Here is a 24,962-nt window from a genome sequence, read left to right on the forward strand (position 1 = left end):
TAGAGCGTGTCATTGATCGCTTCCGACCAGTTCCGCATCGTTGTCGGCCTCGGCAAGAGCGGCATGTCCCTGGTGCGCTTCCTGGCGCAGCAGGGCGTGCGCTTCGCCGTGGCCGATACGCGCGCGAACCCGCCGGAGCTGGAGACGCTCAAGCGTGACTACCCCGAGGTGGAAGTGCGTTGCGGCGAGCTGGACGTGGACTTCCTCTGCCGCGCCTCGGAACTGTACGTGAGCCCGGGCCTGGCTGTGGCGACTCCAGCGCTGGCCGCAGCGGCTGCACGCGGGGTCAAACTGTCTGGTGATATCGACCTGTTTGCCCGCCACGCCAAGGCGCCGATCGTCGCCATCACCGGCTCCAACGCCAAGAGCACCGTCACCACCCTGGTCGGCGAGATGGCGGCTGCGGCGGGCAAGCGCGTCGCCGTGGGTGGCAACCTCGGTACCCCGGCGCTGGATCTGTTGGCCGACGATGTCGAGCTGTACGTGCTGGAGCTGTCCAGCTTCCAGCTGGAGACCACCGATCAGCTCAATGCCGAAGTGGCCACCTGCCTGAACGTCAGCGAAGACCACATGGACCGTTACAGCGGTCTGCCGGCCTATCACCTGGCCAAGCATCGGATCTTCCGTGGTGCCCGTCAGGTGGTGATCAACCGCGACGACGCGCTGTCGCGTCCGCTGATCGCCGACCAGGTGACCTGCTGGGAATTCGGTCTGGGCAAGCCCGACTTCAAGCGCTTCGGTCTGCTCGAGGAAAACGGCGAGAAGTCCCTGGCGTTTCGCTTCGAAGCGTTGCTGCCGGTGAGCGAGCTGAAGATCCGCGGCGCGCACAACCAGTCCAACGCCCTGGCCGCCTTGGCCCTTGGCCATGCCGTCGGCCTGCCGATGGACGCCATGCTGGCCGCCCTGCGCCAGTTCGCCGGGCTGCCGCACCGTTGCCAGTGGGTCGGCGAGCGCGCCGGGGTGAACTACTACGACGATTCCAAGGCCACCAACGTCGGCGCCGCGCTGGCCGCCATCGAAGGCCTGGGTGGCGATATCGCCGGCAAGCTGGTGCTGATCGCCGGCGGCGACGGCAAGGGCGCCGATTTCTCCGCACTGAAGGCGCCGGTGGCGCGTTTCTGCCGCGCCGTGGTGCTGCTCGGCCGCGATGCCGAGCGGATCGCCGCGGCCCTGGGCGACGCCGCGCCGCTGGTTCGGGTGAAAACCCTCGACGAAGCCGTGCTGCGTTGCAGCGAGCTGGCCGAGGCGGGCGATGCCGTGCTGCTGTCGCCGGCCTGCGCCAGCCTGGACATGTTCAAGAACTTCGAAGAACGCGGGCGGCTGTTCGCCCAGGCCGTGGAGGGACTGGTCTGATGCTGGCCTTCCTGCGTCCCTACCCGTCGCCGCTGCTCAGCCGTCGTGGCCTCGACCTGGACTTCCCGCTGCTGGCCGGCTGTCTGGGCCTGCTCGGTCTCGGCCTGGTGATGATCACCTCGGCCTCCTCGGAGGTGGCGGCGGCGCTGTCCGGCAACCCGCTGTACCACATGATTCGCCACCTGATTTACCTGGTCATCGGCCTCGGCGCCGCCGGCGTGGTGCTGCTGATCCCCATGAGCTTCTGGCAACGCTACGGCTGGATGCTGTTGCTGGCCGCCTTCGCCCTGCTGGTGCTGGTGCTGGTGCCGGGCATCGGCCGCGAGGTCAATGGCGCGCGGCGCTGGATCGGCTTCGGCGCGTTCAACGTGCAGCCCTCGGAAATCGCCAAGGTGTTCGTGGTGGTCTATCTGGCCGGCTACCTGGTGCGCCGTCAGGAAGAAGTGCGCGAGAGCTGGGCCGGTTTCTTCAAACCCTTTGTCGTGTTGCTGCCGATGGCCGGCCTGCTGCTGCTGGAGCCGGACTTCGGCGCCACCGTGGTGATGATGGGCGCGGCCATGGCCATGCTGTTCCTCGGCGGCGTCGGCCTGCTGCGTTTCGGCCTGATGGTGGCCCTGGCGGTCGGCGCGGTGTTCGTCCTGGTGCAGACCCAGGAATACCGCCTGCAGCGCCTGATCACCTTCACCGACCCCTGGGCCGACCAGTACGGCGCCGGCTACCAGCTGACCCAGGCGCTGATCGCCTTCGGCCGTGGCGAATGGTTCGGCGTCGGCCTGGGCAACAGCATCCAGAAGCAGTTCTACCTGCCGGAAGCCCACACCGACTTCGTCTTCTCGGTGCTGGCCGAGGAGCTCGGCCTGATCGGCGCCCTGGCGACCCTGGCGCTGTTCGTCTTCGTCTGCGTGCGCGGCCTTTACATCGGCCTGTGGGCGGAGAAGGCCAAGCAGTTCTTCGCCGCCTACGTGGCCTATGGCCTGTCGTTCCTGTGGATCGGCCAGTTCCTGATCAATATCGGGGTGAACACCGGGCTGCTGCCGACCAAGGGCCTGACCCTGCCGTTCCTCAGCTATGGCGGCAGCTCGCTGGTGATCTGCTGCGTCAGCCTGGCGCTGCTGCTGCGAATCGAGTGGGAGCGTCGCAACGTGCTGGGCAACGAGGACGTCGAGTTCGACGAGGCGGATTTCGCCGAGCCGAACCAGGAGGTCGCCCATGCGCGGTAACGTGCTGATCATGGCCGGCGGCACCGGCGGCCACGTGTTCCCGGCGCTGGCCTGCGCCCGTGAGTTCCAGGCACGCGGCTACGCCGTGCACTGGCTGGGCACGCCGCGTGGCATCGAGAACGAGCTGGTGCCGCAGGCCGGCCTGCCGCTGCACCTGATCGACGTCAGCGGCCTGCGCGGCAAGGGCAAGTTGTCCTTGCTCAAGGCGCCGTTCCAGCTGCTGCGCTCGCTGCTGCAGGCGCGCCGCATCGTGCGTGAGCTGCAGCCGGTGTGCGTGCTCGGCATGGGCGGCTACGTCACCGGCCCCGGCGGCCTGGCCGCGCGCCTGGCCGGCGTGCCGCTGGTGATCCACGAGCAGAACGCCGTGGCCGGCACCGCCAACCGCCTGCTGTCGCGCATCGCCGCGCGCATCTGCGAGGCCTTCCCGAATACCTTCGCCGCGTCCGACAAGCGCCGTACCACCGGCAACCCGGTGCGTGAGGAGCTGTTCCTCGAGACCCCGCGCGAACCGCTGGCCGGGCGCAAGCCGCACCTGCTGGTGCTGGGTGGCAGCCTGGGCGCCGAACCGCTGAACAAGCTGCTGCCCGAGGCCCTGGCCCTGCTGCCGGCCGAGTTGCGCCCGCAGCTGTTCCACCAGGCCGGCAAGCAGCACGCAGAGGTCACTGCGGAGCGTTATCGCGATGCCGCGGTCGAAGCCGAGGTCGCGCCCTTCATCAAGGACATGGCCCGTGCCTACGGCTGGGCCGATCTGGTGATCTGCCGCGCCGGTGCGCTGACCGTCAGCGAACTGGCTGCCGCCGGTCTGCCGTCGTTTCTCGTGCCGCTGCCGCACGCCATCGACGACCACCAGAGCCGCAACGCCGAATACCTGGCGAAGGAGGGCGCGGCCGTCCTTCTTCCGCAACACGCCACTGACGCGGCCAAGCTCGCCGCGCAGCTCACCGAGGTTCTGATGCACCTGGAAAAACTCACCGCCATGGGCGCCACCGCGCGTCGCCTGGCCAAGCCCGACGCCACCCGCGCGGTGGTCGATATCTGCCAGGAGGTGGCCCATGGCTAAGTCGCCCGCCGCGGTCAAGGCCGAAGTGCGGCGCATGCGCCGTATCCGCCGCATCCATTTCGTCGGCATCGGCGGCGCCGGCATGTGCGGCATCGCCGAGGTGCTGCTGAACCTGGGCTACGAAGTGTCCGGCTCCGACCTCAAGGCCTCGGCGGTGACCGAGCGCCTGGAAAGCTTCGGCGCCAAGATCTTTATCGGCCATGCCGCGGAGAACGCCGAGCAGGCCGACGTGCTGGTGGTGTCCAGCGCGGTCAACACCAGCAACCCGGAGGTCGCCACCGCCCTGGAGCGGCGCATTCCGGTGGTGCCGCGCGCCGAGATGCTCGCCGAGCTGATGCGCTACCGCCACGGCATCGCGGTGGCCGGCACCCACGGCAAGACCACCACCACCAGCCTGCTGGCCTCGGTGTTCGCCGCCGGTGGCCTGGACCCGACCTTCGTCATAGGTGGCCGCCTGAACGCTGCCGGCACCAATGCCCAGCTCGGCTCTAGCCGTTTCCTGATCGCCGAGGCGGACGAGAGCGACGCCAGCTTCCTGCACCTGCAGCCGATGGTCTCGGTGGTCACCAATATCGACGCCGACCATATGAGCACCTATGGCGGCGACTTCAATGTGCTGAAGAAGACCTTCATCGAGTTTCTCCACAACCTGCCGTTCTACGGCCTGGCCGTGCTCTGCGTGGACGATCCGGTGGTGCGCGAGTTGCTGCCGCAGGTCGGTCGCCCGACCGTGACCTACGGTTTCGCCGAGGACGCCGACGTGCGCGCGATCAACGTGCGTCAGGAAGGCATGCGCACCCACTTCACCGTGCTGCGCCCGGACTGCGCGCCGCTCGACGTGTCGGTCAACATGCCCGGCAATCACAACGTCCTCAATGCCCTGGCGACCATCGCCATCGCCACCGACGAGGGCATCGACGATGCCGCCATAGTCGCCGGCCTGTCGGGCTTTCAGGGCGTCGGTCGACGCTTCCAGGTCTACGGCGAGCTGCCGGTGGACGGCGGCAGCGTGATGCTGGTCGACGACTACGGCCACCACCCGCGCGAAGTGGCCGCGGTGATCAAGGCCGTGCGCGGCGGCTGGCCGGAGCGCCGCCTGGTGATGGTCTACCAGCCGCACCGCTACAGCCGTACCCGCGACCTGTACGACGACTTCGTGCAGGTGCTCGGCGAGGCCAACGTGCTGCTGCTGGTGGAGGTCTACCCGGCCGGCGAGGAGCCGATCCCCGGCGCCGACAGCCGGCAGCTGTGCCACAGCATCCGCCAGCGCGGCCAGCTCGACCCGATCTACGTCGAGCGCGGTACCGACCTGGCGCCGCTGCTCAAACCGCTGCTGCGTGCCGGCGACATCCTGCTGTGCCAGGGCGCCGGCGATATCGGTGCGGTGGCGCCGCAACTGATCAAGCACCCGCTGTTCGTGGGGGAGTCGCAATGAGTTTGCACAGTAGCCTCGATCCCAAGGCTTTCGGCCGCGTCGCCGTGCTGTTCGGCGGCAAGAGCGCCGAGCGCGAGGTGTCGCTGAAGTCCGGCAAGGCCGTGCTCGGCGCCCTGCAGGCCGCCGGGGTGGACGCCTTCGGCATCGACGTGGGCGACGACTTCCTGGCTCGCCTGAATGCCGAGAAGATCGACCGCGCCTTTATCGTGCTGCACGGTCGCGGCGGCGAGGACGGCTCCATGCAGGGCCTGCTCGAGTGTGCCGGCATCCCCTACACCGGCAGCGGCATCCTCGCCTCTGCGCTGGCCATGGACAAGCTGCGCACCAAGCAGGTCTGGCACAGCCTCGGCCTGCCGACGCCGCGCCATGCGGTGCTGAGCTCGCAGGCCGACTGCGAGGCGGCCGCCGCCGAGCTGGGCTTCCCCTTGATCGTCAAGCCGGCCCATGAAGGCTCCAGTATCGGCATGGCCAAGGTCGACAGCGTCGAGGCGCTGATCGCGGCCTGGCAGGACGCCGCGCGCTACGACAGCCAGGTGCTGGTCGAGCAGTGGATCGCCGGTCCGGAATTCACCGTTGCCGTGCTGCGCGGCCAGGTGCTGCCGCCGATCGGCCTGGGCACCCCGCACAGCTTCTACGACTACGACGCCAAGTACCTGGCCGATGACACCCAGTACCGCATGCCCTGCGGCCTTTCGGCCGAGAAGGAGGCGGAACTGAAAGAGCTGACCGCGCGTGCCTGCGAGGCCGTGGGCACTCAGGGCTGGGCGCGCGCCGACGTGATGCAGGATGCCAGCGGCCAGTTCTGGCTGCTGGAAGTCAACACCGTACCGGGCATGACCGATCACAGCCTGGTACCGATGGCCGCGCGCGCCGCCGGCCTGGATTTCCAGCAGCTGGTGCTGGCGATCCTGGCCGACAGCGTCGAGGCGAGGGGTTAAGCAATGGTCACGGCCGTGCGTCACCAGGACTCGCTGAGGGCGCCGCTGCGCGGCAAGCCCGCGCCGCGTGGCGCCAGCCGTCTGGTGGCCAAGGAGCCGGTGCGCCTGCGCCTGCCCAAGGCGGATTTTTCCTGGGTGGGGCGTCTGGCCTGGCCGCTGCTGCTGGTGGGCTTGGGCTTCGGCGCCTACGAAGGCGCGTTGCGTCTGTTGCCCTATGCCGACCGGCCCATCGCCAAGGTCAGCGTGCAGGGCGATCTGGCCTATGTCAGCCAGCAGGCGGTGCAGCGGCGCATCGCGCCCTATATCGAGGCCAGCTTCTTCAGCGTCGACCTGCGCGGCATGCGCGAAGAGCTGGAGCAGATGCCCTGGATCGCCCACGCCGAGGTGCGCCGGGTGTGGCCGGACCAGGTCGACGTACGCCTGGAGGAGCAACTGCCGATCGCCCGTTGGGGCGACGAGGCGCTGCTCAACAACCAGGGCCAGGCGTTCGCCCCGCAGGAGCTGAACCACTATCAGCACCTGCCGCAGCTGTCCGGCCCCAAGCGCGCGCAGCCCAGGGTGATGCAGCAGTACCAGATGCTCAGCCAGCTGCTGCGGCCGCTGGGTTTTACCGTGGTCGGCCTGCAATTGCGCGAGCGCGGCAGCTGGTTCCTCTCGGCCACCGAGAACGCCAGCGGCCAACGCATCGAGCTGCTGCTGGGGCGCGATCACGTGGTGGAAAAAATGCGTCGGTTCGCCGCCATATACGAGCGGGAACTGAAAGAACAGAGCGCGAACATCGCGCGCATCGACTTGCGCTACGCCAACGGCCTGGCCGTGGCCTGGCGCGAGCCGGTGGAGCCGGCCGCGGCCGAGCAGAAAGTGAATTGAGGAGAGGCAGCACAATGAATAGCGCGCAGAGCGGCAAGATGATCGTCGGCCTGGACATCGGCACCTCCAAGGTGGTGGCGCTGGTGGGCGAGGTGACGGCCGACGGCCAGCTGGAAATCGTCGGCATCGGCACGCACCCGTCGCGCGGCCTGAAGAAAGGCGTGGTGGTCAATATCGAGTCCACCGTGGCCTCGATCCAACGCGCGGTGGAAGAGGCGCAGCTGATGGCCGGCTGCCGCATCCACTCGGCCTTCGTCGGTGTGGCCGGCAACCATATCCGCAGCCTGAACAGCCACGGCATCGTCGCCATTCGTGATCGCGAAGTGAGCCCCGCCGATATCGAGCGGGTGCTCGACGCCGCCCAGGCGGTGGCCATCCCGGCGGATCAGCGGGTGCTGCACACCCTGGCGCAGGACTACGTGATCGACAACCAGGAAGGCGTGCGCGAGCCGCTGGGCATGTCCGGCGTGCGCCTAGAGGCCAAGGTGCACGTGGTCACCTGCGCCGTGAATGCTTCGCAGAACATCGAAAAATGCGTGCGCCGCTGCGGCCTGGAAGTCGACGACATCATCCTCGAGCAGCTGGCCTCGGCTTATTCGGTACTGACCGAGGACGAGAAGGAACTGGGCGTCTGCCTGGTCGACATCGGCGGCGGCACCACCGATATCGCCATCTTCACCGAGGGCGCGATTCGCCACACCGCGGTGATCCCGATTGCCGGCGACCAGGTCACCAACGACATCGCCATGGCCCTGCGCACCCCGACCCAGTACGCCGAGGAAATCAAGATCCGCTACGCCTGTGCCCTGGCCAAGCTGGCCGGTGCCGGCGAAACCATCAAGGTGCCCAGCGTCGGCGATCGGCCGCCGCGCGATCTGTCGCGCCAGTCCCTGGCCGAGGTGGTCGAGCCGCGCTACGACGAGCTGTTCACCCTGATCCAGGCCGAGCTGCGCCGCAGCGGCTACGAAGACCTGATTCCCGCCGGCATCGTCATGACCGGCGGCACGGCGAAGATGGAAGGTGCGGTGGAGCTGGCCGAGGAGATCTTCCACATGCCCGTGCGTCTCGGCGTGCCGCACAGCGTCAAGGGCATGGCCGACGTGGTGCGCAACCCGATTTATTCCACCGGCGTGGGGCTGCTGATGTACGGGTTGCAGAAGCAGAACGACGGCGTTTCCATGTCGGTGGGCAGTCCTTACCAGGACGAAAACAAGACCCCGGTACTCGAGCGCCTCAAGCGCTGGGTGCAAGGCAATTTCTGAATTTGCAGTAGGCGTTACAACTAGAAAGGAAGGAGAGGGATCATGTTCGAACTAGTAGATAACATTCCGCAAAGCGCGGTCATCAAGGTCATCGGTGTCGGTGGTGGCGGCGGCAACGCGGTCAACCACATGGCGGTCAGCAACATCGAAGGCGTCGAGTTCATCTGCGCCAACACCGATGCGCAGGCGCTGAAGAACATCGGTGCGCGTACCGTGCTGCAGCTCGGCCCAGGCGTGACCAAGGGTCTGGGCGCCGGCGCCAATCCGGAAGTCGGTCGTCAGGCCGCGCTGGAAGATCGCGAGCGCATCGCCGAAGTCCTGCAGGGCACCGACATGGTGTTCATCACCACCGGCATGGGCGGTGGCACCGGCACCGGCGCCGCGCCGGTGATCGCCGAGGTGGCCAAGGAGCTGGGCATCCTCACCGTCGCCGTGGTCACCCGTCCGTTCCCCTTCGAGGGCAAGAAGCGCATGCTGATCGCCGACGAAGGCATCCGTGCGCTGGCCGAGAGCGTCGACTCGCTGATCACCATCCCCAACGAGAAGCTGCTGACCATCCTCGGCAAGGACGCGAGCCTCTTGTCCGCCTTCGCCAAGGCCGACGACGTGCTGGCCGGCGCGGTGCGCGGCATCTCCGACATCATCAAGCGTCCGGGCATGATCAACGTCGACTTCGCCGACGTGAAGACGGTGATGAGCGAAATGGGCATGGCCATGATGGGTACCGGTTGCGCCAGCGGCCCGAACCGCGCCCGCGAGGCCACCGAGGCGGCGATCCGCAACCCGCTGCTGGAAGACGTCAACCTGCAGGGCGCGCGCGGCATCCTGGTCAACATCACCGCCGGCCCGGACCTGTCGCTGGGCGAGTACTCCGACGTAGGTAACATCATCGAGCAGTTCGCCTCCGACCAGGCCACCGTCAAGGTCGGCACCGTGATCGACGCCGACATGCGCGACGAGCTGCACGTCACCGTGGTCGCCACCGGCCTCGGCGCGCGCATGGAGAAGCCGGTCAAGGTGATCGACAACACCGTGCAGGTCGCCGCCAGCCAGCCGGTTGCCCAGCAGTCCGCCGCGCAGCCGCGCAGCGAGCAGTCGGTCAACTACAAGGACTACGAGCGTCCCACCGTACAGCGCCAGAGCCACGGCGGCGCGGCGACCGCGGCCAAGCTCAATACCCAGGACGATCTCGATTACCTGGATATTCCGGCGTTCCTGCGTCGTCAGGCCGATTGATGGAATGTATCAGGAGTATAAGGGTGATTGGTGTTCAGCAAAGGCCGGTTCTGCTATCATCCCCGGCCATTGTTGAAAACAGTTCGCAACTAGCGATATAGCGGCCAAAGCCATGATCAGACAACGCACCCTGAAGAACATCATCCGTGCCACCGGCGTCGGCCTGCACTCGGGGGAAAAGGTTTACCTGACCCTGAAGCCGGCTCCGGTGGACAGCGGCATCGTGTTCCGTCGTACCGACCTCGACCCCGTGGTGGAAATCCGCGCGCTGGCCGGGAATGTCGGTGAAACCACCATGTCGACCACGCTGGTCAATGGTGATGTCAAGGTGGATACGGTAGAGCACCTGCTTTCGGCCATGGCAGGCCTGGGCATCGATAACGCCTACGTCGAGCTCTCCGCGTCCGAAGTGCCGATCATGGATGGCAGCGCCGGTCCCTTTGTATTCCTGATTCAATCCGCCGGCCTGCAGGAGCAGGACGCGCCGAAGAAGTTCATCCGCATCCTGCGCGAAGTCACGGTGGAGGAGGGCGACAAGCGCGCCACCTTCGTGCCCTTCGACGGTTTCAAGGTGAGCTTCGAGATCGATTTCGATCACCCCGTGTTCCGCAATCGCACGCAGAGCGCCAGTGTGGATTTCTCCAGCACCTCCTTCGTCAAGGAAGTCAGCCGGGCCCGCACCTTCGGTTTCATGCGTGACATCGAGTTCCTGCGTTCGCAGAACCTGGCGCTCGGTGGCAGTGTGGAAAACGCCATCGTGGTCGACGAGTATCGCGTGCTCAACGAAGACGGCCTGCGTTACGAGGACGAATTCGTCAAACATAAGATTCTCGATGCCATCGGCGATCTGTACCTGCTGGGTAACAGCCTGATCGGCGAGTTCAGGGGCTTCAAATCGGGGCACGCGCTGAACAATCGCCTGCTGCGCACCTTGATCGAGCAGACCGATGCCTGGGAAATGGTGACCTTCGAGGACGCCAAGCTCGCGCCGATCTCCTACATGCGCCCGGTTGCGGCGGTGTAGTTCGACCTCTCTTTCTCGCTTCAAAATTAGTGGCCACCCTAGGGTGGCCTCTTTTTTGCGTGGTTCTTTCGACGAGCGGTCTTGGGCGCTTATTCGGCGTCCTTGGTATGGCTGGCCAGGCGCTCGAGAGCCGCGCGCAGCCTGGGATCGCGGATACCTTCGGCGCCGGCCTGGATGCTCTGCGCGGCGCTGGCGGAGAGGTGAATTGTGCGACCGGGCGCACGACTCGCGCCGCTTTGCGGTTGCACCTTGAACAGGATTTTCGTTAAGGTCGCGAACTCTTCCAACGCTTGCAGCTGTCTGTGCAGCCTGCGCTGCTGATAGCGCAAGCGTGTTGCCCAGTGGCCATCGGTCACGATCAACAACAAACAGCCGTCGCGCCAGGAGGCCACATGACAGTGCTCCCGGGCGGCTGGTTGCAGCTGGCTTTCGACAAGACGCTGCAGATGGGCCAGGCGTTGCGCCTGACCGAACAGCGCTTTCAGGGGCTTGGCTTCGCGTAACAGCGCAGCGGGTGCCTGGGCCGGCAAGGGACGGAACGTCATGGCAGGAGGCCTTAGTATTGCAGAGCCGTCATGGTAGCAGAGCCTGCTACCAGCCTGGGTTCTGCCAGAAGGGGATGCCATGCATATTATCCTGCTCAACGGCCGGCACGGTTCGGCGCGAACGATCAATCTCGACCTGCGCTGGCTGCTGCTGGCTTTGTTCCTGCTGCTCAGCCTGAGCCTCGGCGCCGGCGCCGCCCTCGGCGCCAAGTGGCTGATCGCCGAACCCATTGCCGACAGCCAGCTGGCCGAAGCCCTCGACCAGCAGCGCGAGCAGGTCGGCGCGGTACGCTTGGACGCCCAGCGCCAGCTGGATGCCTTCGCCGCTCACGTCGCCGAACTGCAGGCGCGCCTGACCCGTCTCGATGCCCTCGGCGAGCGCCTGACCGAACTGGCCGAGCTGGACGCCAGTGAATTCGATTTCTCCCTCGACGTCGGCCAGGGCGGTGCCGAGGATGCCCTCGGCGCCTCGGCCTATGCGCCGCCGCCGTTCATGACCGCGCTGGACGAGCTGGCCCTGCGCGTCGACAGCCGCGAGCAGCAGCTGGAAGTGCTCGAGCAACTGCTCGGCGAGCGCCGCCTCAGCGAGGCCGAGTTCCTCTCCGGGCGGCCGGTGCTGCAGGGCCACATGTCTTCGCCGTTCGGCCGCCGGGTGCACCCGCTGACCGGGCGTTCGAGCATGCACAAGGGCGTCGACTTCGCCGCCAAGCCCGGCAGCGACGTGGTGGCGGTGGCCGCCGGGGTGGTGACCTTCTCCGGCAGGAAGAGCGGCTACGGCAATGTGGTGGAAATCAGCCACGCCGACGGTTATGTCACCCTCTATGCGCACAACCAGAGCAACACGGTGCAGATCGGCGACCTGGTGCAGCGTGGTCAGACCATCGCCAAGGTCGGCCGCAGCGGCCGCTCCACCGGTTATCACGTGCATTTCGAAGTCAGCAAGGATGGCCGCCAGGTCAATCCCGCGCTCTATATCGCCCGCGCCAGCGGCGTCGAGTGAGTTGCGTCTGAAAGGGTCGGCAACCGCCGTCGCTTGAATTCCTCGCATTCGCCCCAACCTATTGGTTCATGCCGCGCCGCCGCGATTGTCCGGGGCGTGCGCGGCCTGCGCCTCACGCGGTAGCAATGGGCAGACAACGTCACTTTCCTCCCCGGCTTTTCCGGGTAGAATGCCCCCTTCGCCCGCAGCCACACTGGCTGCCAGGTCGCGATTTGCGCCGACCTCCATCCATTCGCCGGAAGATCCTGTCGATATGTTTGCGCCTCTGTTGAAAAAACTTTTCGGAAGCAAGAATGAGCGTGAAGTCAAACGCATGCTCAAGGCGGTGCAATCCGTCAACGCCCTCGAAGAGCAGATGATCGCCCTCTCGGACGAGCAACTGCGCGGCAAGACCGAAGAGTTCAAGGCCCGTCTGGGCCAGGGCGAAACCCTCGATCAGTTGCTTCCCGAAGCCTTCGCCGTGGCCCGCGAGGCCGGCAAGCGGGTGATGGGCATGCGTCACTTCGATGTGCAGCTGATCGGCGGCATGACCCTGCACGAAGGCAAGATCGCCGAGATGCGCACCGGCGAGGGCAAGACCCTGGTGGGCACCCTGGCGGTGTACCTTAACGCGCTGTCCGGCAAGGGCACCCACGTGGTCACGGTCAACGAATACCTGGCCCGCCGCGACGCCAACTGGATGCGGCCGCTGTACGAGTTCCTCGGCCTGTCGGTGGGCATCGTCACCCCCTTCCAGCCGCCGGAAGAGAAGCGCGCCGCCTACGCCGCCGACATCACGTACGGCACCAACAACGAATTCGGTTTCGACTACCTGCGCGACAACATGGCCTTCAGCCTGGAGGACAAGTTCCAGCGCGAGCTGAACTTCGCCGTGATCGACGAAGTCGACTCCATCCTCATCGACGAGGCGCGGACCCCGCTGATCATCTCCGGTCAGGCCGAGGACAGCTCCAAGCTGTATATCGAGATCAACAAGCTGATCCCGCGCCTCAAGCAGCACATCGAGGAAGAGGAAGGCGTGGTCACTCAGGAAGGCCACTACAAGGTCGACGAGAAGTCGCGCCAGGTCGAACTCAACGAGCAGGGCCACCAGTACGTCGAGGAAATGCTCACCGACGCCGGCCTGCTGGCCGAGGGCGAGAGCCTCTATTCGGCGCACAACCTGGGCCTGCTGACCCACGTCTACGCCGGCCTGCGCGCACACACCCTGTTCCACCGCAACATCGAATACATAGTGCAGAACGGCCAGGTGATCCTGATCGACGAGCACACCGGCCGCACCATGCCCGGCCGTCGCCTGTCCGAAGGCCTGCACCAGGCCATCGAGGCCAAGGAAGGGGTGAATATCCAGGCCGAGAGCCAGACCCTCGCCTCGACCACCTTCCAGAACTACTTCCGCCTGTACAACAAGCTGTCCGGCATGACCGGTACCGCCGACACCGAGGCCTTCGAGTTCCGTCAGATCTACGGCCTCGACGTGGTGGTGATCCCCACCAACAAGGCCGTCGCCCGTAAGGACTTCAACGACCTGGTCTACCTGACCCAGGAGGAGAAGTACCAGGCGATCATCGCCGACATCAAGGAATGCCAGGCCCTGGGCCGGCCGACCCTGGTCGGTACCGCGTCGATCGAGGCGTCCGAGTACGTCAGCCAGTTGCTGAACAAGGAAAAGATCGAGCACAAGGTGCTCAACGCCAAGTACCACGACAAGGAAGCCGAGATCATCGCCCAGGCCGGGCGTCCCGGCGCGGTGACCATCGCCACCAACATGGCCGGTCGCGGTACCGACATCCTCCTCGGCGGTAACTGGGAGGTGGAAGTCGCCGCCCTGGAGAACCCCACCGACGAGCAGATCGCGCAGATCAAGGCCGAGTGGCAGAAGCGCCACCAGCAGGTGATCGAGGCCGGCGGCCTGCACGTGATCGCCTCCGAGCGTCATGAATCGCGACGTATCGACAACCAGCTGCGCGGCCGTGCCGGTCGCCAGGGCGATCCGGGTTCCAGCCGCTTCTACCTGTCGCTGGAAGACAACCTGATGCGCATCTTCGCCTCGGACCGGGTGAAGAACTTCATGAAGGCCCTCGGCATGCAGTCCGGCGAGGCCATCGAACACCGCATGGTCACCAACGCCATCGAGAAGGCGCAGCGCAAGGTGGAAGGGCGCAACTTCGACATGCGCAAGCAGCTGCTCGAATTCGACGACGTGGCCAACGAGCAGCGCAAGGTGATCTACCACATGCGCAACAGCCTGCTGGCCGCGGAAAGCGTCGGTGACACCATCGCCGAGTTCCGCGAGGAAGTGCTGAGCGCCGCGATCAACGGCCACATCCCGCCGCAGTCGATGCCCGAGCAGTGGGACGTCGCCGGCCTGGAGGCCACCCTGCAGAGCGACTTCGGCCTCAAGCTGCCGATTCAGCAGTGGCTCGACGAGGACGACAAGCTGTACGAGGAGACCCTGCGCGAGCGCATCCTCGCCGAACTGCTGGCCGCCTACAACGAGAAGGAAACCCAGGCCAGCGCCGAGGCCCTGCGGACCTTCGAGAAGCAGATCCTGCTGCGCGTGCTGGACGACCTGTGGAAGGACCACCTGTCGACCATGGATCACCTGCGCCACGGCATCCACTTGCGCGGCTACGCGCAGAAGAACCCCAAGCAGGAATATAAGCGCGAGTCCTTCGCCCTGTTCCAGGACCTGCTGGAGTCGATCAAGCGCGACACCATCCGCGTGCTGTGCCATGTGCAGGTGCGCCGCGAAGACCCGGCCGAGGAAGAGGCGCGCCTGCGTCGCGAGGCCGAGGCCCTGGCCGAGCGCATGCAGTTCCAGCACGCCGAAGCCTCCGCCCTGGCCCAGCCGCAAGCGCTCGGCGAGGAGGGTGACGTCGCCGTGGCCGCCGCGCCGGTGCGCGCCGAGCCCAAGGTCGGCCGCAACGAGCCCTGCCCCTGCGGCTCGGGCAAGAAGTACAAGCACTGCCACGGCCAGATCGGCTGACCGCCGGCCCGTATGGGCCGCTTGCAGTAGAGGGCGCTTCAGCTATGCTGTCGCCGCCCTGACAACGCCGCGAACGGCCCAGCCGCTCGCGGCGTTTTACCATCTTCCCGGCCGCCTGCGCGGTCACCGAACACCTCAAAGGAGCGCACTCTATGGCTGTTGGTCTTGGCCCGCTGTCCACCCTGCACCCGGTTCCCGGCTTCGAGCTGGGCATCGCCTCGGCCGGCATCAAGCGCCCGGGGCGCAAGGATGTGGTGGTGATGCGCTGCGCCGAAGGTTCGCGCATCGCCGGGGTGACCACCACCAACGCCTTCTGCGCGGCACCGGTGCTGATCACCCGCGAGCGCCTGGGTGGCGAGGTGCGCTACCTGCTGACCAACACCGGCAATGCCAACGCCGGCACCGGTGCCGATGGCCTGGCGCGTGCCCGCCGTGCCTGCGCCCGGCTGGCCGAGCTGACCGGCGTGGCCGAGGCGGCGGTGCTGCCGTTTTCCACCGGGGTGATCGGCGAGCCGCTGCCGGTGGAGAAGATCGAGTCCGCCTTGCAGGCGGCGCTGGACGATCTCAAGGAAGACAACTGGGTCAATGCCGCCACCGGCATCATGACCACCGACACCCTGCCCAAGGGCGCCAGCCGCCAGTTCCAGCACGACGGCGTCACCGTCACCGTGACCGGCATTTCCAAGGGCGCCGGGATGATCCGGCCGAACATGGCGACCATGCTCGGCTACATCGCCACCGATGCCAAAGTGGCCCGCGGCGTGCTGCAGGACCTGGTGCGCGACGCGGCGAACAAGTCGTTCAACCGCATCACCATCGACGGCGACACCTCGACCAACGACTGCTGCATGCTGATCGCCACCGGCCAGGCCGCCCTGCCGGAGATCGTCGAGGCCTCCGGCGAGCTGTTCGCCAAGCTCAAGCAGGCGGTGTTCGAGGTGTTCATGGAAGTGGCCCAGGCCATCGTCCGCGACGGCGAGGGTGCGACCAAGTTCGTCACCGTGCAGGTCAACGGCGGCGGCACCCACCAGGAATGCCTCGACGTGGCCTACGCCGTGGCCCACTCGCCGCTGATCAAGACCGCGCTGTTCGCCTCCGACCCGAACTGGGGGCGCATCCTTGCAGCTGTGGGCTATGCCGGCGTACCGCAACTGGACGTGAGCAAGATCGACGTGTTCCTCGGCGAAGTCTGTATCGCCAGCAAGGGTTGCCGTGCGACCAGCTACACCGAGGAGCAGGGCGCGGCGGTGATGGCCCGCGAGGAAATCACAATCCGCATCGAGCTGGGCCGCGGCAGCTGCAGCGAGACCATCTGGACCACCGACCTGTCCCACGAATACGTCAAGATCAACGCCGAATACCGCACCTGAGTAACCTCGGCTGTGCACTATTCCCGCGCCTCATGCCCCCATGACGCGCGGGAATTTGCCTTTCGGGGAGCGAACTTTTACCGTCTCTCGATCCCTTCCTTAAGCAATCCAAGGAGCATCGGCATGGCCCTGCAACTGGTGATCGGCGACAAGAACTATTCCTCCTGGTCGCTGCGCGCGGCCCTGGCCCTGGAACTGGCCGGCGAGCCCTACGACGAGGTGCAGGTGCGGCTCTACCAGCCGGACAGCCGAGCGCGCCTGCTCGAGCATTCGCCGACCGGCAAGGTGCCGGTGCTGCTGACCGAGGAAGGCCCGGTGTGGGACTCGCTGGCCATCGCCGAGTACCTGGCCGAGCGCTTTCCCGAGGCCCATCTGTGGCCGCGCGGCGAGTACGCCCGTGCGCTGGCGCGCAGCATCTGCGCGGAAATGCACAGCGGCTTCGCCGTGCTGCGCAGCCACCTGCCGATGGACCTGGCGCGCGACCAGGCGTTGACCGAGTTGCCCGACGCGGCCCAGGCCGACATCGACCGCATCTGCGCGATCTGGGCCGATTGCCGCGAGCGCTTCGGCCAGGACGGTCATTACCTGTTCGGCCACGCCAGCATCGCCGATGCCTTCTACGCGCCGGTGGCGGCGCGCCTGCGCAGCTACCGGGTGGTGCTGCCGACGACCGCGGCGGCCTATGTCGAGACCCTCTACCAGTGGCCGGCGTTCCAGCGCTGGTACCGGGCCGCCCTGCAGGAGGTGCAGGGGTGAAGCGCATCCATGTCGCGGCGGCGGTGATTCGCGCCGCGGACGGCCGCATCCTCATCGCCAAGCGCCCGCCGGACAAGCACCAGGGCGGCCTGTGGGAGTTTCCCGGCGGCAAGGTGGAAGACGGCGAGGCGGTCGAGCGTGCCCTGGCCCGCGAGCTGGAGGAGGAGTTGGGCATCCGCCCGACGGTGGTGCGGCCGCTGATCCAGGTGCGCCACGACTACCCGGACAAGCAGGTGCTGCTGGATGTCTGGGAGGTCTCGGCATTCGCCGGCGAGCCCCATGGCGCCGAGGGCCAGCCGCTGGCCTGGGTCGCCCCGGGACGGCTCGGCGATTACCAGTTCCCCGCCGCCAACGCGCCGATAGTCGCCGCGGCGCGCCTGCCCGAGCAGTACCTGATCACCCCCGACGGGCTGACGCCCGAGCAATTGCTCGCCGGCGTGCAGCGCGCCATCGCCGGCGGCACGCGGCTGCTGCAGCTGCGCGCGCCGAATCTGTTCGACGCCCAGTATCGTGATCTGGCGCTGGATATCCAGGGCCTGTGCGCCGGCAAGGCGCAGCTGATGCTCAAGGGCCCGGTGGAGTGGCTGGCGGACTTTCCCGCCGCCGGCTGGCACCTGAGCGCGGCGCAGCTGCGCCAGCTCGCCGGCCGCGGCCGGCCGCTGGAGCCCGGGCGCTGGCTGGCCGCCTCCTGTCACGATGCCGAGGAGCTGGCGTTGGCCGGCGAGCTGGCAGTGGACTTCGTCACCCTGTCGCCGCTGCAGGCCACCCAGTCCCACCCGCAGGCCCGGCCGCTGGGGTGGGACGCCGCCGCCGAGTTGCTGCAGCACTGCAACCGGCCGGCCTACCTGCTCGGCGGCGTCGGCCCCGGCGAAATCGAGCGCGCCCTGCAGATCGGCGCCCAGGGCGTCGCCGGAATCCGCGCGTTCTGGCCCTAGGGTGTCGCAGGGCCGCCCAGGTCGTGCGCGCCTGGGGACAGGGTGCACATGGCGTAGCCTGCCGGTGCGGAGTGGCTGTTACACCCTGAACTGGTTGATCAGCCGGCGCTGCTGCTCGGCCAGCTTGGTCAGCCCGGCGCTGGCCTGGCTGGCCTCTTCGGCGCCACCGGCCACCTCGTTGGCCACCTGGCCGATATTGGTGACGTTGCGGTTGATGTCCTCGGCCACCGCGCTCTGCTGCTCGGCTGCGCTGGCGATCTGGGTGTTCATGTCGTTGATCACCGAGACTGCCTGGGTGATGGCCTCCAGCGAGTCGGCCGCCTGGTTGGCGTGCGCCACGCTGTCGTCGGTCTTGACCTGGCTCTGCTCCATTACCTTGACCACCTCGCGGGTGCCGTGCTGCAGCTGCTGGATCATGCTCTGGATCTCTTCGGTGGCCTGCTGGGTCTTCTGCGCCAGGTTGCGCACCTCGTCGGCGACCACGGCGAAACCGCGGCCCTGTTCGCCGGCCCGCGCCGCCTCGATGGCGGCGTTGAGCGCCAGCAGGTTGGTCTGCTCGGCGATGCCGCGGATCGCCACCAGGATCGCGTTGATGTTCTCGCTGTCCTTGGCCAGGCTCTGCACCACGCCGACGGCGCGGCCGATTTCGCTGGCCAGCGCGGCGATGGCGCTCGAGGTGCTCTGCACCACCTGCTTGCCCTGGTTGGCGGCGCGGTCGGCGTGATTGGCGGCCTCGGCGGCGTGGGTAGCGTTGCGCGCCACATCCTGCGCGGTGGCGGTCATCTGGTGAACGGCGGTGGCCACCAGCTCGATCTCGGCCAGCTGCTTCTGCACGCCCTGGTTGGTGCGGATGGCGATGTCGGCGGTGTGCTCGGACGAGTCGCTGACTTGCTGTACCGAGGTCACCACGTCGCCGATCATCGCCTGCAGCTTGGCCAGGAAGGCGTTGAAACCCTGGGCGATCTGCCCCAGTTCGTCGCTGCGCTCGACCCGCAGGCGCACGGTCAGGTCGCCGTCGCCCTTGGCGATGTCGTCGAGCATGCCGACCATCTGCTTGAGCGGGCGGGCGATGCCGTAGCCGACGAACCAGATCACCAGCAGGCCGAGGGCGGCGATCAGCAGGCCGACCAGGCTCATGCCCAGGGTATCGGCTTCGCGCTGCGCGGCCAGTTCGCCCTGCAGCTGGCGCAGGTCGGCCATCACGGTGTCCAGCGGCAGCACCAGCATCAGCACCCAGCGGGTATCGGCCTGGCCGATGGTGAAGCTGAGAAACAGCTGGATATGGCTGGCGGCGGGGTTGTCCTCGACGTGGATGTCGTACTTCGGCTGGCCCGGCTGCAGGCCGCTCAGGTTGCTCAGTTCGTTGGCGTCGAGCAGCGCGGTGGCCGGTTCGCCGAGCTTGTCCGGGGCCTTGGTCGAGGCCACCAGGCGGCCGTTGCCGGCGATCAGCGCCATCTCGCCGGCGCCGTCGTAGAGCTGGGCGTCGGCCTGGGTCAGCAGGTCCTGGATGAAGTTGACCGCCAGGTCGGCGCCGGCGATGCCGCGGAATTCGCCGTCCACCAGGATCGGCGAGGTGAAAGACGCGAGCATGGTCATCTTGCCGCCGACGTCGTAGGGCGCCGGGTCGATCACGCAGGGGCGCTTGCGCTCCTTGGGACACAGGTAGTACTCGCCCTCGCGCACCCCGGTGGGCAGCAGTTTCTCGCTTTCCATCGAGCCGATAGCGTCGAGACCCAGGCTGCCGTCGGCGTTGCGGTACCACCAGGGCAGGAAGCGGCCGCTGCCGTCGTAGCCGTTCTCGCGGCTGCCAGCATAGAGGTCGTCGCTGGCGTCGAAGGCGTTCGCTTCCCAGCCGATGTAGCTGCCCAGCAGCTTGGGGTTCTGCGCCGTGGTCTCGCGCACCAGGTTGGCCAGTTCCTCGCGGCTGACGGCCAGCAGCGGGGCGCCGTTGGCATCGCTCATGCCGAGCAGGGCGTTGACCCGGGCCAGGTCGGCGGTGATCTGCAGCGGCACCTCCAGCTCGCGCTGGATTTCGCTGACCTGGGCGCGCGCCAGTGCCGCCAGGCGCTGTTCGATGACCTGTTCGAGCAACGCCTGGGTCCGTTGCTCCATCAGCGCCTGGGTGCGAGCGCTGGCGAACAGGGCATAGAGCACCAGGGCCACGACCACGGCCAGCACGCTGGCGCCGGCGAGGAAGGCGACGGAAAACTGGATCGACTTGAACTTCATATTGGCTCCGGGGCGCGAGGTGGCCTGTAAGAGCCTGTTCAAAGGCTGCTGCGCGTCGGCACTGCTGCGTTAAAAACAGGCTCGGACAGTGACTTGTCACTGAACGTCCGCAGGACGGCCCGCAGGGCGAGCGCAGCGAGTAATGCTCATGTACAAAAGTACACTCCGCTTTCTCGCCTGTTTGATTCGCTGGCGCTCACCCTTCGGGCCAGCCTTTGGCTGTTACTCCCGTTGGTCGTTGCGCCTTGCATTGCTCTAGCGCGCGAGCCTTTGAACAGGCTCTAACGCGGCTATCGGCAGCGTCGGCGGAAAACCTTAGCGGGCTGTCGTGGATAAGCTCTCGGACGGCGTTTCGGCGGTTTCATCGCTTAGCAAAGATGGCCCGCGGCCATCGTGCAAGTGGCGTGGTTGCTCGCGCCGAGGCGGCGGCCTAGCATAGGTCGGTCGATAAAGGAGATCGTTCGATGAACAAGGTTCTTACCCTGGGTGGCCTGGCGGCGGCGCTGCTGCTGGCCGGCTGTCAGGCCGTCAACACCACCAGCGGCGGTGCGGTGGGCGTGGAGCGCAAGCAGTACATGTTCAGCATGCTGTCGGCCGACCAGGTCAACCAGATGTATGCGCAGTCCTACCAGCAGACCCTGAGCGAGGCGTCGAGCCAGGGCGTGCTGGACAAGAGCAGCGCCAACGCCAAGCGCCTGCAGGCCGTCGCCAACCGGCTGATCCCGCAGGCGCCGCGTTTCCGCCCGGATGCGGCCAACTGGCAGTGGGAGGTCAACCTGATCAAGAGCCCGGAGCTCAACGCCAACTGCGGCCCCGGCGGCAAGATCATCTTCTACAGCGGCATCATCGAGAAGCTCAAGCTGAGCGACGACGAGATCGCCGCGATCATGGGCCACGAGATGGCTCACGCCCTGCGCGAGCACAGCCGCGAGGCGATGTCCAAGGCCTATGGCATCGAGATGGCCAAGCAGGGCGCCGGCGCCCTGCTCGGTCTCGGCGAGGGCGGCCTGGCCCTGGCCGACACCGTGGTGCAGTACAGCCTGACCCTGCCCAACAGCCGCGGCAACGAGAACGAGGCCGACCTGATCGGCCTGGAACTGGCCGCGCGCGCCGGCTACGACCCCAATGCGGCGGTCAGCCTGTGGCAGAAGATGGCGGCCGCCGGCGGCGGGGCGCCGCCGGAGTTCATGAGCACCCACCCGTCCTCGAGCAGCCGTATCGCCTCGCTGCAGGCGGCGATTCCCAAGGTGATGCCGCTGTACGAGCAGGCCAAGGCCGGGCGCTGAGTCCGGCCTCGGGATGGACCGGCGGCGCGTCCTGAGGGCTCAGGGCGCGCCGTTGGCGTTTCAGGGCAGGGCTTTTTCGGCGAAGGGGCGGGTTTCCAGATTGAGCTGGGCGCGGAAGCTTTCCATGTCGAACATGGTGCAGATTTCCTGGATCTCGTTGCCCGGGGTCAGGGTCCAGAAGGCCATGGCCGAGATGCTCAGCACCTTGTCGCTGGGCGGGTAGCCCAGCGCGGGTTTCTCGATGGTGCCGATCAGGGTGCTCCAGGTGACCACCTTGTAGCCTTCGGCGATGCATTCCTCGACCACCACCTGCAGGTCCGGCATGGCGTGGCGGATGTCCTGCACCATCTGGGCGAAGCCGGCGCTGCTCAGCGGGCGGCCGATAAACGAACTCTTGTAGAGAAAGTCGCGGCTGTGCAGTTGCTCGGCCAGCGCCAGACGGCCCTTGTTCCAGGTCAGGTCGATGTGCTGGCACACCACCTTCTTCCGATCATCCAATGACATGACGCCCTCCGGACTGCCGACTCAAGTTGCGTGACGTGTCGGGCACTTTAGCAGCAGGCAGGAGGGGGCTGGAATTGGCCGATGTGCCAGCTAGATGGCGTCAGCGATGCGTCATGCCAGGCCGCTCAACTGCAGCGCCTGGTAGCCGGCGTACAGCGCCAGGGCGGCGAAGGCGCAGGCGGCCAGGCGACGGATCAGGGTCAGCGGCAGGCGCTCGGCGGCGAAGTTGCCGGCCAGCACCACCGGCACGTTGGCGATCAGCATGCCCAGGGTGGTGCCGAGCACCACCAGCACGAAGTGCGGGTACTGCGCGGCCAGCATCACCGTGGCGACCTGGGTCTTGTCGCCCATCTCGGCGATGAAGAAGGCGATCAGGGTGGTGAGGAAGGGACCGTACTTCTTCAACCCGGATTCCTCGTCCTCGTCCAGCTTGTCGGGGATCAGCGTCCAGGCGGCCACGGCGACGAAACTGGCGGCGAGTATCCAGCTCAGGGTGGCGGGCGAGAACAGGCCGGCGACCCAGTTGCCGACGGCGCCGGCGGCGAAGTGGTTGGCCAGGGTGGCGACCACTATGCCCCAGATGATCGGCCAGGGCCGGCGAAAGCGCGCGGCCAGGAGCAAGGCGAGCAGTTGCGTCTTGTCGCCGATTTCGGCGAGGGCGACGATCAGGGTGGGGACGAACAGGGATTCCAGCATGGGGTTTTCCTAAAGGGGCGGGTCGACACGGCTATGACACGTACGACCTTCCCGCCCCGGGTAAGGTGTGCGTGTCATAGGTCTTGTCAAACCGCAGGCCCCTCTGGGAGGCCTTGGGTCGCGCGCGCCATGCTCTGCGGAGCAAGTGTGTTGACGCGTGCCGGGCGAGCTGGGCGCTCGCGGGAGACTACTCCCCTAGGACCGGCGCATTGTGCCCAAGCGTCTCGCCCAGAGCAACCCCGCTCAACGCCGCCGGGCGGCGTAGATGCGAAAGCCGTCGGCCTCGGCCAGGGTGCGGCAGGGGCCGAGGTGGCGCTCGATCAGCGGCGGGTACTTGAGGAAGCTGTTGGCCACCAGGCGCAGTTCGCCGCCGATGTTCAGGTGGGCGGCGGCCTGGGTCAGCAGGTTCTCACTGGCCTGGTAATGGGTGTGCACGCCCTGGTGAAAGGGCGGGTTGCTGACGATGGCGGCCAGCCCTTGTGGCGCCGACTCGATGCCCGTGCCGGCGATCAGCTCGGCATCCAGGCCGTTGCGGGCCAGGGTCAGGCGGCTGCTGGCCAGGGCGAAGGCGTCCACGTCCAGCAGGCTCAGCTGGCTGGCCGGGTAGCGGCGCTTGAGCGCGGCGCCGAGCACGCCCGCGCCGCAGCCGAAGTCCAGCAGATGGCCGTGCGGCAGGTCGTCGAGGTGCTCCAGCAGCAGCGCGCTGCCGCGATCCAGGCGGCCGTGGGCGAACACCCCGGGCAGGCTCACCACCTGCAGCGGCCCGTCGGCCAGCGGCAGGCTGTAGACCTGGGCCAGGGCTTCGAGCTCGGGCTGCGCGGGCGCCTGCTCGACCTGCACGCACCACAGCTGGCAATGGCGCGCGTTGTCCAGCTTGCGCGGCGTGCCATAGGCCGCCAGCTGCTTGGCCGCACGCTCGATGCCGCCGCGCTTCTCGCCGACCAGGTACAGCGGGCGGCCGCTCAGGCGCGCGGCCAGGGCCTGCAGCAGGTAATCGGCGAGTTCGCGCGACTTGGGCAGAAACAGCACGGCGGCGCGGTAGTCGCCCTCCGGCATCAGGGTGTCGAACTGGCTGCGCCCGGCAAAGCGTGCCTGCAGCAGTGCCTGGTCGCCAGCGTGCCAGCTCCAGCCGCGCGCCTGGGGCAGGGCGCCGAGCAGGTCGTCGGCCGGCAGACCGGCCAGCAGTAGCTCGCCGCCGAACAGCTCGGCCTGACGCAGGAGAACTTCGCTTCGCGGGTCCATCGGGGGCTCCTGAAAAAGCTGCGCAGCTTAGCCGACCAGCCGCCGCGGCGCACCGGCGAAGAAGGCTGCGGCGTTCTCCGCCACCTGGCCGACGATGCGCTGGCGCGCCTCGCGACTGCCCCAGGCATTGTGCGGCGTGACGATCAGGCGCGGGATGTCGGCGGCCAGCAGCGGGTTGCCGTCCTTCGGCGGCTCCTGCAGCAGCACGTCGGTGGCGGCGCCGCCCAGGTGGCCGTGCCGCAGCGCGTCGGCCAGGGCCTGTTCGTCGACCAGGCCGCCGCGCGCGGTGTTGATCAGAAACGCCTGCGGTTTCATCAGCGCCAGCTCGGCGGCGCCGATCAGGTTGCGGGTCTGCTCGTTGAGCGGGCAGTGCAGGGTCAGGGCGTCCACCTGCGGCAGCAGTTCATGCAGGGCGATGCGATCCTCGCGCGGCGGGCGGCCCGGCAACTGGCCGAGCAGCACGCGCATGCCGAAGGCTTCGGCCAGGCGCGCCACCGCGCCGCCCAACTCGCCGTGGCCGAGCAGGCCGAGGGTCTTGCCCTCCAGCTCGACTATGGGGTGGTCGAGCAGGCAGAACTGGCTGGCCTGCTGCCAGCGCCCGGCGGCGACGTCGCGCTGGTAGTCGGGCAGACGGGTGGCCAGGGCCAGCAGCAGCATCAGGCAGTGCTGCGCCACCGACGGCGTGCCGTAGCCCTGGCAGTTGCTCACCACCACGCCGTGGGCGCGGGCGGCGGCCAGGTCGACGTTGTTGGTGCCGGTGGCGGTGACCAGCACCAGCTTGAGCTCGGGGCAGGCGGCGAAGGTGGCGGCGGTCAGCGGTACCTTGTTGCTGATCGCTACCTGGGCGCCCTGCAGGCGTTCGGCGACCTGCTCGGGGGCGGTCTGCGGGTGCAGGGTCAATGTGGCGAAGGCCTGCTGCAGGGGCAGCAGGTTGAGGTCGCCGAGGTCGAGGGAGGCGTGGTCGAGGAAGACGGCGCGGGCGCTGTTGCTCATCAGCTGTACCTTTTCGCAG

At 67.4% G+C, this 24,962-nt stretch carries 21 protein-coding genes; 15 read left to right on the plus strand and 6 right to left on the minus strand.

Annotation, left to right across the window (positions count from 1 at the left end; translation table 11 throughout):
• Window positions 1–6 precede the first annotated feature (6 nt).
• The 9 genes from murD (at window position 7) to lpxC (ending at window position 10,398) form a co-directional block, all read left to right on the plus strand.
• Window positions 7–1,353, plus strand: a complete 1,347-nt coding sequence (gene murD, locus EA796_RS07890) for a UDP-N-acetylmuramoyl-L-alanine--D-glutamate ligase (RefSeq protein WP_122108219.1) — start codon at window positions 7–9, stop codon at window positions 1,351–1,353.
• A complete protein-coding gene (gene ftsW, locus EA796_RS07895; protein WP_122108220.1) occupies window positions 1,353–2,573 on the plus strand; it encodes a putative lipid II flippase FtsW in 1,221 nt (406 codons plus the stop codon). The genes murD and ftsW overlap by 1 nt, the downstream gene beginning before the upstream one ends.
• Window positions 2,563–3,633: an undecaprenyldiphospho-muramoylpentapeptide beta-N-acetylglucosaminyltransferase gene (murG, locus tag EA796_RS07900; RefSeq protein ID WP_122108221.1), complete on the plus strand. Its 1,071-nt coding sequence runs from the start codon at window positions 2,563–2,565 to the stop codon at window positions 3,631–3,633. The genes ftsW and murG overlap by 11 nt, the downstream gene beginning before the upstream one ends.
• A complete protein-coding gene (gene murC, locus EA796_RS07905) occupies window positions 3,626–5,068 on the plus strand; it encodes a UDP-N-acetylmuramate--L-alanine ligase (RefSeq protein WP_122108222.1) in 1,443 nt (480 codons plus the stop codon). The genes murG and murC overlap by 8 nt, the downstream gene beginning before the upstream one ends.
• Window positions 5,065–6,006: a D-alanine--D-alanine ligase gene (locus tag EA796_RS07910; RefSeq protein WP_122108223.1), complete on the plus strand. Its 942-nt coding sequence runs from the start codon at window positions 5,065–5,067 to the stop codon at window positions 6,004–6,006. Before murC ends, EA796_RS07910 begins: the two co-directional genes overlap by 4 nt.
• A gap of 3 nt (window positions 6,007–6,009) precedes the next feature.
• A complete protein-coding gene (locus EA796_RS07915) occupies window positions 6,010–6,876 on the plus strand; it encodes a cell division protein FtsQ/DivIB (RefSeq protein WP_021442020.1) in 867 nt (288 codons plus the stop codon).
• A gap of 14 nt (window positions 6,877–6,890) precedes the next feature.
• Entirely contained in the window at window positions 6,891–8,138 is a 1,248-nt protein-coding gene (gene ftsA, locus EA796_RS07920) for a cell division protein FtsA (protein ID WP_021442019.1), read from the plus strand.
• Between the two features lie 42 nt (window positions 8,139–8,180).
• Window positions 8,181–9,374, plus strand: coding sequence for a cell division protein FtsZ (gene ftsZ / locus EA796_RS07925; protein WP_021442018.1), 1,194 nt, complete (start codon window positions 8,181–8,183; stop codon window positions 9,372–9,374).
• 112 nt (window positions 9,375–9,486) lie between these two features.
• Window positions 9,487–10,398 (plus strand): UDP-3-O-acyl-N-acetylglucosamine deacetylase, encoded by a 912-nt coding sequence (gene lpxC / locus EA796_RS07930; protein WP_021442017.1) that lies wholly within the window; start codon window positions 9,487–9,489, stop codon window positions 10,396–10,398.
• A gap of 89 nt (window positions 10,399–10,487) precedes the next feature.
• On the opposite strand, the gene EA796_RS07935 is transcribed toward lpxC, so the two are convergent.
• The gene (locus EA796_RS07935; RefSeq protein ID WP_122108224.1) at window positions 10,488–10,943 is read right to left on the minus strand and encodes a DUF721 domain-containing protein; all 456 of its coding nucleotides are present in this window, start codon (window positions 10,941–10,943) and stop codon (window positions 10,488–10,490) included.
• Between the two features lie 79 nt (window positions 10,944–11,022).
• Between EA796_RS07935 and EA796_RS07940 the strand changes: the two genes are divergently transcribed.
• From EA796_RS07940 to EA796_RS07960, 5 genes are all read left to right on the plus strand, one after another.
• Entirely contained in the window at window positions 11,023–11,943 is a 921-nt protein-coding gene (locus EA796_RS07940) for a M23 family metallopeptidase (protein WP_122108225.1), read from the plus strand.
• A gap of 253 nt (window positions 11,944–12,196) precedes the next feature.
• Window positions 12,197–14,932 (plus strand): preprotein translocase subunit SecA, encoded by a 2,736-nt coding sequence (gene secA / locus EA796_RS07945; protein ID WP_122108226.1) that lies wholly within the window; start codon window positions 12,197–12,199, stop codon window positions 14,930–14,932.
• A gap of 152 nt (window positions 14,933–15,084) precedes the next feature.
• Entirely contained in the window at window positions 15,085–16,302 is a 1,218-nt protein-coding gene (gene argJ, locus EA796_RS07950) for a bifunctional glutamate N-acetyltransferase/amino-acid acetyltransferase ArgJ (RefSeq protein ID WP_122108227.1), read from the plus strand.
• Between the two features lie 123 nt (window positions 16,303–16,425).
• Entirely contained in the window at window positions 16,426–17,058 is a 633-nt protein-coding gene (locus EA796_RS07955) for a glutathione S-transferase family protein (protein WP_122108228.1), read from the plus strand.
• Window positions 17,055–17,993 carry a Nudix family hydrolase gene (locus tag EA796_RS07960; RefSeq protein WP_122108229.1) on the plus strand — a complete coding sequence of 313 codons (939 nt, stop codon included), beginning with the start codon at window positions 17,055–17,057 and terminating at the stop codon, window positions 17,991–17,993. The genes EA796_RS07955 and EA796_RS07960 overlap by 4 nt, the downstream gene beginning before the upstream one ends.
• 78 nt (window positions 17,994–18,071) lie before the next feature.
• Here EA796_RS07960 and EA796_RS07965 read toward each other — a convergent pair whose 3' ends face one another.
• Window positions 18,072–20,222: a methyl-accepting chemotaxis protein gene (locus EA796_RS07965; protein ID WP_122108230.1), complete on the minus strand. Its 2,151-nt coding sequence runs from the start codon at window positions 20,220–20,222 to the stop codon at window positions 18,072–18,074.
• 464 nt (window positions 20,223–20,686) lie between these two features.
• On the opposite strand from EA796_RS07965, the gene EA796_RS07970 reads away from it, so the two are divergent.
• Window positions 20,687–21,508 carry a M48 family metallopeptidase gene (locus EA796_RS07970; RefSeq protein WP_122108231.1) on the plus strand — a complete coding sequence of 274 codons (822 nt, stop codon included), beginning with the start codon at window positions 20,687–20,689 and terminating at the stop codon, window positions 21,506–21,508.
• A 60-nt stretch (window positions 21,509–21,568) separates the two neighbouring features.
• Here EA796_RS07970 and EA796_RS07975 read toward each other — a convergent pair whose 3' ends face one another.
• From EA796_RS07975 to EA796_RS07990, 4 genes are all read right to left on the minus strand, one after another.
• A complete protein-coding gene (locus EA796_RS07975) occupies window positions 21,569–22,012 on the minus strand; it encodes a ketosteroid isomerase-related protein (RefSeq protein ID WP_021443668.1) in 444 nt (147 codons plus the stop codon).
• A gap of 111 nt (window positions 22,013–22,123) precedes the next feature.
• The gene (locus EA796_RS07980; RefSeq protein ID WP_031303026.1) at window positions 22,124–22,705 is read right to left on the minus strand and encodes a TMEM165/GDT1 family protein; all 582 of its coding nucleotides are present in this window, start codon (window positions 22,703–22,705) and stop codon (window positions 22,124–22,126) included.
• Between the two features lie 246 nt (window positions 22,706–22,951).
• Window positions 22,952–23,950, minus strand: a complete 999-nt coding sequence (locus EA796_RS07985) for a class I SAM-dependent methyltransferase (RefSeq protein ID WP_122108232.1) — start codon at window positions 23,948–23,950, stop codon at window positions 22,952–22,954.
• Between the two features lie 27 nt (window positions 23,951–23,977).
• The gene (locus EA796_RS07990; RefSeq protein WP_122108233.1) at window positions 23,978–24,943 is read right to left on the minus strand and encodes a 2-hydroxyacid dehydrogenase; all 966 of its coding nucleotides are present in this window, start codon (window positions 24,941–24,943) and stop codon (window positions 23,978–23,980) included.
• Between the last annotated feature and the right edge of the window lie 19 nt (window positions 24,944–24,962).

Source organism: Pseudomonas sp. AOB-7, from assembly GCF_003696305.1.
Taxonomy (GTDB): Bacteria; Pseudomonadota; Gammaproteobacteria; order Pseudomonadales; family Pseudomonadaceae; genus Aquipseudomonas.

Excerpts from the sequence above, each read along its gene's own strand:
- EA796_RS07990 (WP_122108233.1), bottom strand. The coding sequence starts at position 24,943 with ATGAGCAACAGCGCCCGCGCCGTCTTCCTCGACCACGCCTCCCTCGAC.
- lpxC (WP_021442017.1), top strand. The coding sequence starts at position 9,487 with ATGATCAGACAACGCACCCTGAAGAACATCATCCGTGCCACCGGCGTC.
- ftsZ (WP_021442018.1), top strand. The coding sequence starts at position 8,181 with ATGTTCGAACTAGTAGATAACATTCCGCAAAGCGCGGTCATCAAGGTC.
- EA796_RS07985 (WP_122108232.1), bottom strand. The coding sequence starts at position 23,950 with ATGGACCCGCGAAGCGAAGTTCTCCTGCGTCAGGCCGAGCTGTTCGGC.
- EA796_RS07915 (WP_021442020.1), top strand. The coding sequence starts at position 6,010 with ATGGTCACGGCCGTGCGTCACCAGGACTCGCTGAGGGCGCCGCTGCGC.
- secA (WP_122108226.1), top strand. The coding sequence starts at position 12,197 with ATGTTTGCGCCTCTGTTGAAAAAACTTTTCGGAAGCAAGAATGAGCGT.
- EA796_RS07970 (WP_122108231.1), top strand. The coding sequence starts at position 20,687 with ATGAACAAGGTTCTTACCCTGGGTGGCCTGGCGGCGGCGCTGCTGCTG.
- EA796_RS07965 (WP_122108230.1), bottom strand. The coding sequence starts at position 20,222 with ATGAAGTTCAAGTCGATCCAGTTTTCCGTCGCCTTCCTCGCCGGCGCC.
- EA796_RS07975 (WP_021443668.1), bottom strand. The coding sequence starts at position 22,012 with ATGTCATTGGATGATCGGAAGAAGGTGGTGTGCCAGCACATCGACCTG.
- argJ (WP_122108227.1), top strand. The coding sequence starts at position 15,085 with ATGGCTGTTGGTCTTGGCCCGCTGTCCACCCTGCACCCGGTTCCCGGC.
- EA796_RS07910 (WP_122108223.1), top strand. The coding sequence starts at position 5,065 with ATGAGTTTGCACAGTAGCCTCGATCCCAAGGCTTTCGGCCGCGTCGCC.
- murG (WP_122108221.1), top strand. The coding sequence starts at position 2,563 with ATGCGCGGTAACGTGCTGATCATGGCCGGCGGCACCGGCGGCCACGTG.
- ftsW (WP_122108220.1), top strand. The coding sequence starts at position 1,353 with ATGCTGGCCTTCCTGCGTCCCTACCCGTCGCCGCTGCTCAGCCGTCGT.
- EA796_RS07935 (WP_122108224.1), bottom strand. The coding sequence starts at position 10,943 with ATGACGTTCCGTCCCTTGCCGGCCCAGGCACCCGCTGCGCTGTTACGC.
- murC (WP_122108222.1), top strand. The coding sequence starts at position 3,626 with ATGGCTAAGTCGCCCGCCGCGGTCAAGGCCGAAGTGCGGCGCATGCGC.
- ftsA (WP_021442019.1), top strand. The coding sequence starts at position 6,891 with ATGAATAGCGCGCAGAGCGGCAAGATGATCGTCGGCCTGGACATCGGC.
- EA796_RS07955 (WP_122108228.1), top strand. The coding sequence starts at position 16,426 with ATGGCCCTGCAACTGGTGATCGGCGACAAGAACTATTCCTCCTGGTCG.
- EA796_RS07940 (WP_122108225.1), top strand. The coding sequence starts at position 11,023 with ATGCATATTATCCTGCTCAACGGCCGGCACGGTTCGGCGCGAACGATC.